The sequence below is a fragment of the Aquimarina longa SW024 genome, from assembly GCF_001401755.1.
GTDB lineage: Bacteria > Bacteroidota > Bacteroidia > Flavobacteriales > Flavobacteriaceae > Aquimarina > Aquimarina longa.
Genome location: NZ_AVQK01000015.1, coordinates 91,780 through 106,887, shown reverse-complemented (window position 1 = coordinate 106,887; position 15,108 = coordinate 91,780). Strand labels below are relative to the sequence as shown.

13 protein-coding genes are annotated in these 15,108 nt (G+C 32.2%); 9 read left to right on the top strand and 4 right to left on the bottom strand.

All coding sequences use genetic code 11. The features are described from left to right. From N456_RS25220 to N456_RS02980, 4 genes are all read left to right on the top strand, one after another. Complete coding sequence (locus N456_RS25220) at nt 1-672, top strand: PAAR domain-containing protein (RefSeq protein ID WP_082422410.1); 672 nt, start codon at nt 1-3, stop codon at nt 670-672. Nucleotide 673: 1 nt separating this feature from the next. Next, nucleotides 674-3,850 (top strand): toxin VasX, encoded by a 3,177-nt coding sequence (locus N456_RS02990; protein ID WP_062053754.1) that lies wholly within the window; start codon nt 674-676, stop codon nt 3,848-3,850. Then, nucleotides 3,850-4,527: a hypothetical protein gene (locus tag N456_RS02985; protein ID WP_062053752.1), complete on the top strand. Its 678-nt coding sequence runs from the start codon at nt 3,850-3,852 to the stop codon at nt 4,525-4,527. Before N456_RS02990 ends, N456_RS02985 begins: the two co-directional genes overlap by 1 nt. 229 nt (nt 4,528-4,756) lie before the next feature. Beyond that, nucleotides 4,757-5,149, top strand: coding sequence for a hypothetical protein (locus tag N456_RS02980; RefSeq protein WP_062053750.1), 393 nt, complete (start codon nt 4,757-4,759; stop codon nt 5,147-5,149). Between the two features lie 92 nt (nt 5,150-5,241). Here the strand turns inward: N456_RS02980 and N456_RS02975 are convergent, their stop codons facing one another. The 4 genes from N456_RS02975 to N456_RS02960 all read right to left on the bottom strand — a co-directional run bounded on the left by N456_RS02975 (nt 5,242) and on the right by N456_RS02960 (nt 10,372). Continuing rightward, nucleotides 5,242-6,453 (bottom strand): site-specific integrase, encoded by a 1,212-nt coding sequence (locus N456_RS02975; RefSeq protein WP_062053748.1) that lies wholly within the window; start codon nt 6,451-6,453, stop codon nt 5,242-5,244. 243 nt (nt 6,454-6,696) lie between these two features. Beyond that, complete coding sequence (locus N456_RS02970; RefSeq protein ID WP_062053746.1) at nt 6,697-8,505, bottom strand: GNAT family N-acyltransferase; 1,809 nt, start codon at nt 8,503-8,505, stop codon at nt 6,697-6,699. A 57-nt stretch (nt 8,506-8,562) separates the two neighbouring features. After that, a complete protein-coding gene (locus N456_RS02965; RefSeq protein WP_062053744.1) occupies nt 8,563-9,813 on the bottom strand; it encodes an aspartate kinase in 1,251 nt (416 codons plus the stop codon). Between the two features lie 79 nt (nt 9,814-9,892). Next, nucleotides 9,893-10,372: a GNAT family N-acetyltransferase gene (locus N456_RS02960; protein WP_062053742.1), complete on the bottom strand. Its 480-nt coding sequence runs from the start codon at nt 10,370-10,372 to the stop codon at nt 9,893-9,895. A 181-nt stretch (nt 10,373-10,553) separates the two neighbouring features. On the opposite strand from N456_RS02960, the gene fbp reads away from it, so the two are divergent. From fbp to N456_RS02935, 5 genes are all read left to right on the top strand, one after another. Further along, nucleotides 10,554-11,552 carry a class 1 fructose-bisphosphatase gene (gene fbp, locus N456_RS02955; RefSeq protein ID WP_062053740.1) on the top strand — a complete coding sequence of 333 codons (999 nt, stop codon included), beginning with the start codon at nt 10,554-10,556 and terminating at the stop codon, nt 11,550-11,552. A gap of 295 nt (nt 11,553-11,847) precedes the next feature. Continuing rightward, a complete protein-coding gene (locus N456_RS02950) occupies nt 11,848-12,201 on the top strand; it encodes a hypothetical protein (protein ID WP_062054018.1) in 354 nt (117 codons plus the stop codon). A gap of 17 nt (nt 12,202-12,218) precedes the next feature. Then, nucleotides 12,219-13,043, top strand: coding sequence for a hypothetical protein (locus N456_RS02945; RefSeq protein ID WP_062053737.1), 825 nt, complete (start codon nt 12,219-12,221; stop codon nt 13,041-13,043). Beyond that, nucleotides 13,030-13,524 carry a Rab family GTPase gene (locus N456_RS02940; RefSeq protein ID WP_062053735.1) on the top strand — a complete coding sequence of 165 codons (495 nt, stop codon included), beginning with the start codon at nt 13,030-13,032 and terminating at the stop codon, nt 13,522-13,524. The genes N456_RS02945 and N456_RS02940 overlap by 14 nt, the downstream gene beginning before the upstream one ends. A 5-nt stretch (nt 13,525-13,529) precedes the next feature. Further along, on the top strand, nt 13,530-15,071 hold the full coding sequence (locus tag N456_RS02935; RefSeq protein WP_062053733.1) for an ATP-binding response regulator: 1,542 nt from the start codon (nt 13,530-13,532) through the stop codon (nt 15,069-15,071). Nucleotides 15,072-15,108: the final 37 nt, after the last annotated feature.

The window sequence follows — 15,108 nt, the reverse complement described above, 5'->3', positions numbered from 1 at the left end:
ATGTCTGCAAAACCAGTAGCCACGCTAGGTAGTACACATCAATGTCCAATGTATACAGGTACAGTACCCCATGTAGGTGGTACAATTACAACAGGAGATCCTACCGTATTAATGAATGGTAAGCCCGTAGCGGTATTAGGAAGCTTATGCACCTGTGTAGGAGCTACCAATACTGTTGTACAAGGGCAAGCCTTTGTTTTTATCAATGGTAAGCCCGTAGCCTGTGTAGGAGATATGACCGCACATGGCGGAACGATTACCAGTGGAGAAGCCAATATCACCTATACCGCCTTTGCGGATATAGCTCCTATAACCATGCCTATACATAATATCCCATTCCCTGAGATTACCTTGGTTAATCGAATACTAGGCAATACCAGAGTAGCGCAACAACATCAAGACGCACTACGAGAAGACCCAGAAGAAGTACCCAAAGTAGTACACCCTCGATGGATCAAAGACGAAACGATATTACGGAACTCCCACCAGATACGGCAACTTACCCTAGTCGCAGAGGTATCTAATATCCCCGACGGAAATACCGCCACACTTACCTTTAGCGTACCAGAGGTATTTAATCGACCAGAAGAAACCGTAACCCTATCAGGAGAGGTACACAATAAACAGATAGAAGTTATTTGGGAAATCGAAGACCTACAAACCACCACATAGTATGAGAAATCCAACCACATTACAAGAATACCAAACCCCTGCCATAGACGAAGTTTTGATGACTCTTCGATTTAAAGTGAATTGCGGTGGCGCACCAGAGGTAGAGAGTCCACCACTAGATATTCTCGCATCGGGGATTCGGTTACATTTCTTTAGATATGCTTTTTTTAGAAAACAACCAGAGCAAGGGAAAGCCCCCTTTATTATCTATGCCCCCGATAAACAAGCGGATCATGATTGCGAGATGAGCTATAAAGAGCCTTACGTTTTTGAGCAAATCAACCTAGATACTGCCGTACTCGATACACCACTAACTCCGCCAGATAATGCCCCGACACCGCAGCACTATACCTATCAGCGTACTACCTTAACCAAGGGATATGTCTATATCTTTGATGAAGAGAATCCCCTTTTTCATAAAGAATACCAAGTTAATGACCACGGACAGATGCATAACATTACTTGGGATTGCAGTACCAATACCAATCAGGATGGTACATATAAGGATATAAGAAAACCCAATAGAAAAGATAGAGAACGAGTAAGCGCCTATCATCTAGTACCTAAAAAAGGTACGAGATTACGAGTATGTTTTAGCCCCGTACAATGGTCAGTAGCCTATCATCAAAAAGTGCAAAACGATCCACAGCTAAAAGCCCAAAAAACGCAATTGATCGTATGTGAGGGAGTTCCTAAAGAAGGAGAGAGCTGCCAAGAAGGGGTTACTGGGTGCAAAGATGTATTAGCACACTTTACCAGCGATCAGCATACCGAAGCACTGTGGTTACAATACAAGCTACGAGATATTACAGAAGATGAAACCCAGCAACAAGATGACACCTACGAGGATATGTTTATCACCCTACACGATCCCCTACGATGTGCCGACACCATTTGTGCTGATATTGATAGGGAGATTACAAGACTTAGAGCTGTAGTACTATCTACACAGACAGGTAAGCCCGATTTAGATATTTATAGACAGCTCTTAGCAAACGAAAAAATAACACCAGATCCAGATCCAGAAAAAGCAACACAAATACGATACTTACATAATCTAGCAGCAACCACCTATAAGTTTGTATATAGTAATATCGATAGAGAGGAGGAGTATAGTGCTTTTAGAAGTTCTTTTATTCCTGTTACATCAGGGATTACCCCTATTATCCCTGTAAAAATATCCGATAAGCCTATTACGTTCGAGGCAGGGGTGAGCAAACAGAAATTAGAAAAACTATTAGCCGTTAAAGAACGTAGCGCAATCCGTACTCTTATCAATCAGTATAGAGATGATCTAGGGCATTTTATGGAGTCTGAGTACTACCATAATGTATATGATGACTATCTAGAAGCGGTAACTGATTATATAGAAGATGGTAAGGAGTATGCTATTAATCATTTATTGATACTCTCTCAATATCCTAATTATTATGATAAAGACCTAGACCTAGATAGCCTATACCGACCAAAGAAAGATCCTTGGGTACAAAAGATACATAGCACTCTAGATCCTAATCATACAGAGCATTTTACAAATCTAAATATGATCCTATCCAAGCCCTTGGATTTGGTAGATATGCTATTAGGCAGTTATAGTAAGAAAACGGTAAGTGTAGGTAAAAAAATAAGTGATGCCTATAGCCGTATCACAGGGCAAGAAAACTATGCGTTTATACTAGAAAAGGTTTTTTATTTTAAAAATAAACAGACAGGCAAAAAATATGTATACGCCAGAAAAGATAAGTTAATGACCTATCTAAAGGAAAGTAATAAAGAGTTTTCCAAAACAAATAATAGCTTATTAGCATATAACAAAAATCTACATATAGAGATTAAAGGGAAGACTGCACAGCAAATCTATAGTATGATTGATAACGAGGAGATTGGTGTTAATCTACAGGATGTTCCGAGAAAGCACGCTGATGCGATCAAAAATATCATCCAAAGCCCCGATTTTGCAAGTTTTGTAGTACTCCTAGAGATCATTGCACTAAGTAAAGCAATTCAAACCTATACAGAGGATAAGACCGAATTAAATTTTGGGCTAACTGTTGGCGCAAGTATTAAATTAGGGGCAGCATTTATGAAATTTAAAGAATCTATATATATCAGGCAAGGGATTACTGAAAGAATGTCTTTTGAAACATTGAAAAAATTTAATACCAAAATAAAACTATGGGGTATTGCAGGATCTGCGGTTACTGTCTTAACGACTGCTAGGGATACTTATCAAAGTATTGCATTTCGGGATTATGATGCAGCAGCAGCGTATGGAGCTGCTACAGTAATGGCATCGGTGTTTTTATATTCCGATATTGTTGCTTTTACCACAGGATCAGTAGTATTAGGGTTTTATCCTGCTGCAATATTAGGCGGGGTAATGATTGCTACTTATGGAGTAGCGATGTACTTATCAGATTCTGAGATCGAAGCTTTTTTTAAAAACTGCCCGATTAGCGAGTATGGCGTATTACCCAATACCGCAGAAACTCCCTATCACTATATCCATCGGTTATATGATAATAAAGCCTATACAATTAGTACACCTATGGTTAAGGATTTATTAAAAACAGATTATACAGAGTATACCAATTTTCAAAAAGCATATCTGCGGTTAATGGATCTGATTGTACCAGGAGTGATTAAAATAACTCCTAAAATGACTTATAACAAGACTAATAATAGTATTATGGAAGGCTATACCAATTGGTTTAGTGCAGTGATACAGTTTGTACAATACTTCGAGGATTTTGACCAATTAGATCTACAGGTATGGTTCTATCCTAATGGAATTGGTAAACAAAAATTAAAAGCACACCCTTATAGAGTACAAATTACATTTATGGGGCATCAGGTGGTTAATGATCGCAATTACCCGACACGTTGTAAAATTAGTTTTGGGCTACCCGATACCTACCGTTATCAGCAATGGCAATATGGCGAAATTTTAGTACTTTGCAGATTAAATACTCGGCAGAATGAGTATATTCCATTAGAGGACGGATGCACCCCTCGGTATCTATGTGCCAATGCACTAACCTATCATAAAATACAACAAGGGATGGTAACAGGGATGGGGTCTTCTTTAGGTGTGATGGAGGTAAGATCACTGCATCTAGGCGATACTAAGGTAAATGTAGTATCAGAAAACAGAATTATGGATTTAACAACACGATAATGGCTAACTATTTAGAACATAGAATTTTTGAAAAACCTAGATATACACATAGTTATGAGGTACAACCACATAAGGGGGCTACAATTGCACATTTAGACGATGAAAAATTAATATGTGATCGCTCATACGCATTAAAAGCTAACTGGGAATTTGGTTTAATGCTTTTAGCTATTGGAGTTAGCTTTTTTATATTTACTGAAGGGAATTCTAGTGTCCTTTCATTTATTTTTGTTTTGGTAGGTTTACTAGGACTATTAATGGTTATTTATGGTCTTTTTAGAGATAAGAAAAAAGAACGTATTATTTTAGATCGGTTAAACGGCACTATTACGTATCCTATTGGTTGGTTTCAAAAGCCTATAAGTGGTCGTTTTAGCAGATTAGATGTTGTCATCGGTACTTCTGGAGCTACAGATGGGTATGCCCATAGAGAGTACCTAAATGTTATCAATACGTGGCAACCTACGATATTTGGTAATGTAAAAACACTATCCTATGATAATCCACCAATCAAAGCATGGAGTTTTTTTGTATGGTATATGGATAAAAACAGACCGTTGCCTAATGGTACAGCATTTGATCCCTACCGAGAAAAAGACCGAAAACGACGAGAAGCAGAGGGTAATCCACCACCCCTATATCCTAGTAATATAGATACCCCCTATGATATGAAGTAAGCAGTAAAAACAATACTAAAAATAACCAGAACATATTGGTAAGATCAATTTTATAAAGTGATCGTTACTTAGCTTTATATGCAATACTAAAAGCATATTAAGTTGATATACCCTAATTTATCTAAAAACACCTTGTAATACGTCTTAAACAGTCGTATTGGAGAATGGTAGTTTTTTTTAGATCTCTACTATTAACTATTTTTTATAAACAATTCAATAATAAATAATTATGGCATTTCGATTTTTTTCGTCAAAAAATATAGACGATCTTACAACAGAACTATCTAATAAACAATCAGTAATCATAGTTTTAGAAACTATAGAGAAATTAAAATGGTACGTTGATTCTTTTCATTATGAAAAATCTATTATTATCGCCTTTACTAGATTCTCTTGGCGATCATGGAGAGAAGAAATAATTATTACTATCAATAATGGTACTATTAATATAGAAAGTAAATGCGTTGAAAGTCAATTAACTGATTTTGGAAAAAACAAAAAGAATGTTTCTCAATTTATTTCGACATTTAACACTATCAAAGAGAAGCTGTCTATATCTGATATAGAACATAAAATAACGGAGTTAGAGAATAATTTAAAATCTGCAATTGAAATAGATTAAAATAGTAGCTATAACTCTTTATTATGAGTTATAGCTACTGTCCATTTAGGTAAAATTTAAACTTTGACATAGTTTATTGAACACTGCTAACTTTAGAAATCGAGAACATTATTCAAGGCTTTGTCTGTTTTACTATGGTCAAAATGACTTTGATACCCTATAGTTGTGCTTATATCAGAGTGCCTATACAACTTTTGTAACATCTGTACTGGTATTTTATCTCCAGCAATATTTCCAAAACTGTGACGGGAGATATGAAATGTTATTTTTTTGTCAATCATAGCTAATTCTGCAATATCTTTTAATAATTCATTTATTTTTTGATTAGCATAACTAATCCCGTTTAAGACTTCTTTTTTATTTTTAAAAGAATATGATTTTAAGTAAGGAAAAATTAAATTAGTTTGATCCTTAGCAGTTTGGTAAAGTTTCAATATTTCAATTGCTTTTTCAGGAAGTTCTAAAGAATCACCCTTGTCATTTTTACGCATTGTATAATACAAACGGTTTTTTTTGATGTTTCCCCAGTTCATCGTTAATGTATCACTGATACGTATACCTGCCAGATAAAAAGAAAATAAAAATGCATTACGAGCATCCCATATAGGTGTATTAGGTTCTAGCTTTAACGTTTCTATTTTTTTTATCTCGTAAGCGTCTAGCCCTATTTTTAGACCATTAGGACGTTTGATGATTATTTTACCACGTCCAAAAGGATAGTTTTTGTGTTCTGCTTCGCCATGTCGAATAGCTCTATTATATAATGTTCTTAATAAAGATAATCGATTGGCAGTTGTATTGTCACTACAGCCTTTTGATTTTAAATACAGTATATATTTATTTAATAAGGGCACATCTATTTGGTCAAAAAATAAATCTTGACCATTTAGAAAATTTTTAAACGTTTCAAATTTCGTTATATATGTTGTTCTAGTACTGTAATTTTCTAATTTATTTAGTTCATCAAAATACTCTTGTGCAACTTTAAAAAGAGTTACAGAATCACTCCTATTGTTTTTAATCCTATCCGCAAGCTGGTTTAAGTTTAGATCTATATTCTTTGCTTCTGCTTCAAGAATTAAGTTATTTGCTAATGCAAGCTTGTTTATTGTAAGATTATTAATCCTTGCACTATGTATATGCGAGGTTTTTACTTTATTACGTTTTATATCCCAATCTTTTTCGTTGATGTAGTCTAAAAAAATATATTTAGGCTTTCTATTTTTTATTAAACGTAATGCTATTGGAAATTCACCATTTGCTTTTTTTTTACTTTTATATAATAGAATTTTTGTAGAAACCATAACCTATTTAGTATTTGTTTTTATCAAATATAACAAATTAAAGATTAAACATAGGTTAAACAAATACTTAGTTCTAATGGTTTCTAAAATTTTTTAATGTTTATCAAAAACCTTTTAATGTATTGTTATTAAAAGATTTATTGTTATTTGATAATATTAAAGAGCATTAGAAAACACAAATATAAGACCTGTGAGGTCTAATTTTTTATTATTATATACTTTAACACGTAAGGGAAAATAAGATTACTTATCTCCAGTTTTGAAATACTTCTTTTCTAGCTCTTCCTGAAATTCTTCCATTACAGGTTTTACCGTACTTTCAGGAAGATCTGCGATACGAATATACATTAGACCATCAACCGCATTATTAAATAAAGGATCTACATTAAATGCTACTACTTTAGCATTTTGCTTAATGTATTTTTTTATTAAAACAGGAATACGAAGGCTCCCAGGCTCTACCTCATCAATAATTTTATCGAATTTATTAAGATCACTTTTACTCTCATCAAAAACAAAATCTTTATCCGCATCTTTTAGCTTTACCTTAAACTCTTTTTTTGGTCTTACATACTGTGCTACATAAGGGTCGTAATAATGAGATTTCATAAATTCTATCATTAGAGATTTAGAAAAATTGCTGAATTTATTACTAATACTAACTCCTCCAATTAAGTATTTATGGTCTGGAAAACGAAGTGTGCAATGTACAATCCCTTTCCATAATAAAAATAATGGCATAGGGCGTTGCTGATATTCTTTAATGATAAAAGCTCTACCCATCTCAATAGACTCATTCATCATTTTATATAATTCTGGTTCAAATCTAAATAAATCCTGAAGGTAAAACCCATCAATACCACGATTAGCATAGATTTCTGATCCCATTCCCATACGATAAGCTCCAACCATTTTTTTAGCGCCATTATCCCATAAAAACATATGATGATAATATTCATCAAAAGGATCTAAATCCAAAGAATTATTCGTTCCTTCTCCAATTTCTCTAAAAGTAATTTCTCGTAACCTACCTATTTCATGAACCACATTAGGAATGTGATTTTTCTTTGCTAGAAAAACCTCATAGTTTTTACTAACTAATAGTCTCTTATCATTATCTCTACAATATTGTAATTCTGATTCTATTACATTAATACTTCCTTCGAGGGCTATTTCTTTAGGTGATTTTGGTAATTTTAAATTTTGAGGAATGGATTCTCGTAATGTTTTCTTTTCAAAAGGTTTAGCTAACATATACGTTTTCTTCCGCAAGAAATTTGTGAAATCTTTAAGATCAGAATACTCTTCTTGATCTTTTACAGAAATCGGATTTCCTATTCGCACCTTAATGACTCTTTTTTCTTGAGAAAAAAGTTCACTAGGTAATTTTGCTGTTCGTAGTAGATGACTTATACTAGCCATACGATAAAAGAGTCGACTGTTACGGGCATGAAAGTATATAGGTATAACAGGAACTTTAGCCTTTTGTACCAATCGCATAACACTAGGTTCCCACTTTCTGTCTACATGGCTTTTTCCTTCTTTTACCGTAGAAACTTCTCCTGCCGGAAAAATACCCAATGGTTTGTTTTCTCGAAGATGCATGATAGCTTCTTTAATCCCTTTATGACTAGATTTTGCTTCTTTCCTATCTTCAAAAGGATTAACGGGCATGATATAAGGTTGCAAAGGAACAAACCGGTAGAGTAAAAAATTAGCAATAATCCTATAATCAGAACGATGTTCTAACATTAACTTAAGCAATAATCCTCCATCAAGTCCTCCCAAAGGATGATTCGATAATGTGATAAACCCCCCTTCTTTTGGCAATCTTTTCAAGTCTTCTTCAGGAATTTCAAAGGTAACTCCATATAAATCTAGAGTTTTATTGATATACTCCAACCCTTCAAGATGACTAAGTTTATCATATTGTCGATTTATTTTTGATATCCTAGTAATTTTTAGAATTAACCAACCAATAAAAACACCGATAAAACCTAGTTTATCTAGTTTTAGTCCTTTGGCTATTTCTTTTGCTTCAATTATGGGCATTAATTAGTATTTATGCTAGCTTACAAATATAGCAAAATCATTGAATTGGGTTACTTTTTATCGAGAAACCATTTGATAAGTCTCTCTTGTAATTTGTTTTAACAAAATATCCTTATTTGTTTCCAATGATTTAATAGCCTCATTTGTAAAATGTCTAATTGTAAACAGTGATACGCCTGTATTATAGGTAACTTTAAACTTTATTTTAAGTTTAGCTAAAAGCTCATCCAAATGATTAAATTTATCATCTAGACATAGTGAAAAACTAATCGCAGAATTTTGGATAAGATCTACTTTTATTTGATATTGATGTAACAGACTAAAGATTTCACTAACCATATCTTCGACAATAAACGAAAAGTCTAAAGAAGATAATGATACTAAAATCTGATTCTTTTTTACAATATAACACGGTAGATGAGGGTCTAATGGTTGCCCTTTTTTTACAGAAGTACCTTCATTCATTGGTTTAAGGAATGATTTAACATATAATGGTATTTCTTTACGTTGTAATGGCTGAATAGTTTTAGGATGAATTACAGATGCACCATAAAATGCAAGTTCTATTGCTTCTTCATAAGAAATATGAGATAATAATTCAGTTTTATCAAAAACACGAGGGTCTGCATTAAGAACTCCAGGAACATCTTTCCAAATACTCACACTATCAGCATTTAGGCAGTATGCAAAAATCCCAGCTGTATAGTCACTTCCTTCTCTACCTAAAGTAGTTGTAAAATTATTGTCGTCAGATCCGATAAAACCTTGCGTGATACTAAGTCCGTTTTTTATATCTTTTTCTTGTATCTTTTTTTGGGTAGTCTCCCAGTTTACCTGAGCATCTCTATAGGTATTATCTGTTTTAATAAAATTTCGAGCGTCTAACCACTCATTTTTAAGTCCTTCGTGATTTAGGTATTCGCTAATAATAGTGGTTGAAATTAATTCTCCAAAACTTACTATTTGATCATAGATGTAGTCATACTGAGTAGATTTATTTCTCTTTAATGTTGTTTGCATATCCTTAAATAGTTTTTTAACTCTTTTAAAAACAGAATGTTTCTTGTCTTCAAAAAGGGTTTCCAAAATTTCTTTATGATAATGCTCCAAATCTTGGATTAATGGTTTGAATTCAGCACCTTCCTTAAGATATAGCGCTACTAAGTCTTCTAAAGCATTAGTTGTTTTTCCCATTGCAGAAACAACAACAACAAGATTAGAGTACCCCGTTTCTTTAAGTACATTAAGTACGTTTTTTACTCCATTGGCATCTTTTACAGATGCCCCTCCAAATTTAAAAACTCTCATTAATTAGGTTTTAAGATTATGATTTAAATTATTAAGATATAGTATACCATTTACAGTAAATTAGTAATATAAATGGGTATTATAATTTTGATACAAATTTATTAACTCCTTCTTTATCCATTTGAACCAAATGCCAGTTTTTTAAAAGCTTGGCGCCAGTTTTTTCATAAAAATCAATTGCATGTGTATTCCAATCCAAAACTACCCACTCTACTCTTCGTACTCCTTTTGATTGGGCATATTTTAATACTTCTGCATATAATGCACTACCTAAACCTGTTCCTCTCATAGATTCTTTAACGATAAGATCTTCTAGATGTATAGAACGACCTTTCCATGTAGAAAATCGATAGTATACTAATGCAATCCCTACAATTTCATCGGCTACTTCTGCAATAAAACAATGAAATAACGGATTATCCCTAAATCCCTCATTAACAAGTTCTTCTACAGTTATTTCAACCGCATCAGGTTCTTTTTCAAAAATTGCCAATTCTCGAATTAAACCCAATACATCTACCATATCTTGTTCTTTGGCAGTTCTAATCACATAGTCCATAAATATAAAATTTTGTCAAAACTATAAAATTAGTGTTTAATAACAAGTCAATTTTTTATTGCTATACTGTTATGATATTTGTTTTTGGCATTCTTAAACGAAGATTGATAATTTAAATCTACTAAAACGTTATAGTTGCCTAAAAAATAATACTTTTGCACCAAATATAACTCACTTTTAAATGACAAGAAAAAATCAAACCTTAGGAGAATTTATTATAGAGAATCAAAAAGATTTTCCTTATGCAAGTGGAGAGCTTTCTCGTTTGATTAACTCAATTCGATTGGCTGCAAAAATGGTGAATCATGAGGTGAATAAAGCAGGATTAGTCGATATTACTGGGGCTATAGGTGAAACTAATGTCCAAGGAGAAGATCAGCAAAAACTTGATGTTTTGGCTAATGAAACTTTTATAAATACGCTTACCAATAGAGAAATTGTATGTGGTATTGCTTCTGAAGAAAATGATGAGTTTATTACTATAAAAGGACAAAAGAATGATCATCGTAATAATTATGTAGTTCTTATGGATCCTTTAGATGGTAGTTCTAATATAGATGTTAATGTTTCTGTAGGAACAATTTTTTCTATCTACCGAAGAATAACGCCAACAGGAACACCTGTAACTTTAGAAGATTTTTTACAACCAGGTAATCTACAAGTAGCTGCAGGATATATTATTTATGGAACTTCTACAATGCTTGTGTATACGACAGGGCATGGTGTGAATGGTTTTACATTAAATCCTGCACTAGGAACCTATTATTTATCACATCCTAATATGAAATTTCCTGAAGATGGCAATATATACTCTGTCAATGAAGGGAATTATATTCATTTTCCACAAGGGATTAAGGATTATATAAAATACTGTCAGGAAGAAAAAGAAGATCGCCCATATACCTCTAGGTATATTGGTTCTTTAGTTAGTGATATCCATCGTAATATGATAAAAGGTGGAGTTTATATGTACCCAAGTACTTCAAAATCGCCTAACGGAAAACTTCGATTACTATATGAATGTAATCCTATGGCTTTTATTACAGAGCAAGCAGGAGGTGAAGCAAGTGATGGATATAGACGGATATTGGATATAAAACCAACAGAACTGCATGAACGTACTCCTTTTATTTGTGGCAGTAAAAACATGGTTAAAAAAGTAGAGTCGTTTATGAAATAATATCAAGTGAGTTTTAAAACATGGTATGTATAAATGAAACCTATTTTTATTACTAGGATTAAATAACCTAACATCTCTATTGATTATGTTTTTTTGGTTATTCAGGTATTACTAACTAGTTTTAGGATTTCCTACCTATAAGGTTTTAAAAATTAAAAAGAATAAAATAAATCTGTGAAAACACAAGCTTTGGCACGCTAAAATTAACATTATCTATAATTACAAGTGATTCTTTAACCTTTTTGTGTTAATTTTACGTGAGTTCAAAAGTAAGAATCTAAATAAACTAATAGAAATGGCTAAAGAAAACAAAGCTGTTGAAGAAACAATTTCTAATGATCCTTCTTCAAAAATAGAAGCAATCAAAAATCTCATCTTCGGAGAAAATATTGCTGCTTATAATTCAGAATTTGAAAAAGTAAAAAATGATATTGATTCTAAAAAGAAAGAGTTAGAGGATTTTATCGATGAAACTCGTAAAGAATTAAACCAAGCCATTGATAGTTTAAGTACTGATATAAATATCAGAATCACTGAATTAGAAGATAACTTAACTGATAAAATAGAGATATTGGATGCTAAAAAAGTTGACAAAAAAACATTAGGAGACTTATTGATCAACCTAGGTGAAAAAATCAACCAAAAATAATCCATCTATCCAAAACTATGGAAGATCAGGATAAACTTAAAATTCTTAAACAACTTCTTCTTTCCGAAGAAAAAGAGTTTGCTGATTCCATTACTCAAAAAGTTGAAGCTTTACATAAAATAGTTCACCAAAAAAAAGAACTTTCTTATAAGGTCGATCCTATTATTGATGAAAAATTAGAAGAGTTTGTACAGGAGATTCCCAAAACCTTAGGTCCCACTATTACAGAAGCTTTACGAGAAGAAATTAAAAACTCTCAGGATGCTGTAGTAGAAGCATTGTTTCCGATAATCGGTAAAATGATCAAGAAATATATCGCTCACGAAATGAAATTATTGAGCGAGAATATTAGTAACAAGACTAAAAAAGCATTTTCTTTTAGAAATTGGTTTCGTAAAACCAAAGCTAAAGTTCAAGGAATTAGTGATGGAGATATTGCTTTAAGTGATTATGCAAAACCTAGATTAATCCAAATGTTTGTCATTGAGAAAAACTCAGGAATACTTCTAGCAGATTATAGTCCATTATCTGATAATACTGTAGATAAAGAGATGGTTGCAGGAATGCTCACAGCAATAAAAAGTTTTGTTGAAGATGCTTTTCAGGGAGGAGATCAAAATCTAGAGCTTATAGAATATGAATTGTACACCATACATATTCAAAATTTTTATTCATATTATGTAGCTGCAGTAGTTTCAGGAGCATATACTATGATGTTTAAAGAAGTGTTGGAGGATCAAATTATAGATTTTGCCAAAAATCATGTTTCTAATAAAGAATTAAAAAATAGTAACCTTTTTACTAAAAAAATAAAAAAACATTTTGCAGATGAAATTGTCTAAAAAAGTAGTGCTTTTAGGGCACTTCGGTGTAGGGAAAACTTCTCTTTTCAGACGTTTTGTAGATAACGAATTTTCTGAAGAATACAAGGTAACCTTAGGGGTTCAGATAAAAAAGAAATTAGTACAACTACCAGATGGTAGAGAATTATCTATGATCATCTGGGATACAGAAGGTCATTCTGATAGTATTGAAGATACTAGAAAATCATATCTTCTGGGGTCTCATGCTTTTATTTATGTTTTTGATATTACCAGAGAACAAACATATTCGACACTTAAGCAAGATCTAGAGTATCTAGAAAAACACTATACTAAAGTTCCTGCAAAAGTATTAGGTAATAAATTAGATTTAGTTAATGAAAAAGAAATTACTAGTCATTTAAAATCTCAAAACATTCCTTTTGATTGTCTTACTAGTGCTAAGACGAATAAGAATGTCCAAGATTTCTTTTCTGATTTAGCAAAAGATATAACTAAATAAGCGTTATGCAGTATCAAGACGACCATTTACAGTTTAATCCTCAGATACAGGTTATTAATGTCTCTTACGATGGTGTTATTAAAGAGACAGATAATACTTTTTTTAATTGGTCAAAAGGAGCTTTGATTTTTGATTCTCATCCTTTTTTCGAAATGCTTAAAGTGTATGAAAAAGATAGTCATACAGAAGAAGAAGATCCTATAAATTTTCCATGTATACATATAGAAGATGATAATACTCAGAAGATTTGTGATGTTACTTTTACTCTAAAAAAAGATGAAATTACAATTCTTCTTTATGACTATACAGTAAAGTACAAAGATCTAAATCAAATTGCGCAACAAAAAAACGAATCAATACTACTAGCTAAAGAGCTAGAACTTAGAAATAAATATTTATTAGAAAAAGAAGAGTTTAAAAATAGTTTTATTGCTAATATTAATCATGAGATTAGAACTCCATTAACAAGTATATTAGGATTTGTAGAGATTCTTGAAAAAACAAAATTAACTTTTGAACAAGAGGAGCTTGCAAGAATTATAAAACGAGAAAGTAAGCACCTTAATGCTCTTATAGACGATATGATTGATCTATCTAAGATAGAATCAGGAACACTTAAGGTTGTAGAAGAACGTTTTGCTTTTAAGGATTTAATAAATGGGTTTAGTGAAGGCTATGCAAAAATAGCTGAAGAAAAACAGATTATCTTTGAAACCAATATCGATTCTAGTATACAGGAATATCTAATTGGTGACAGAACTAGAATATACCAGATCCTAAATAATGTACTTTCTAATGCATTTAAATTTACGGAAGAGGGTAAAATACTATTTTCTATTAGTAAAAACTACCAACGTACCAATAAACTGAGTCTTAATTTTAGAATTGAGGATACAGGATTTGGTATTTTAGAAGAAAATATACCGTATTTGTTTGATCGGTTTACTCGTTTTGAAAAAGATAAACAAGTTTCTGGTACTGGGCTTGGACTTGCTATAGTAAAAAGCCTAGTGGATCTTTTAAATGGAGAAATAAAAGTAACCAGTCAGCCAGAAAAGGGAACGGTTTTTAATATCAAACTCCCTTTTAAATTTGAGGTAAGAAAGACAATTCCAGAACGAAAAAAGAAAAAATATACACTACCTAAAAGTACTACTAAATTTAGAGTTCTTGTTGTAGAGGATGAAGAGGTAACACAATACTTAATCATGAAAGTATTGATCTCTCATGGTCGTTTCTTTGTAGATGTTGCTATTAATGGAGAAGAGGCAATTAAGTATATAGAACGACGTAAATATGATTTGATCTTAATGGATCTCAATACATCTAAAATAGACGGTTATCAAGCAACCCATATGATTAGGAATAATTATGGAGATAAATTTATATCAGAAGTACCAATTATAGGTTTTTCTGGTAAAGCAAATGAGGCAACAAAAGATAAATGTATTAGATCAGGAATGGATGATTTTATAGCAAAACCATTTGAACAAGAAGATTTGATCTACAAAATTGTAAAACAAATAGCAAAAAAGGCTACTGATTAAGTAGCCTTTTTGTTATTCTAAGAATATAAATAATCGT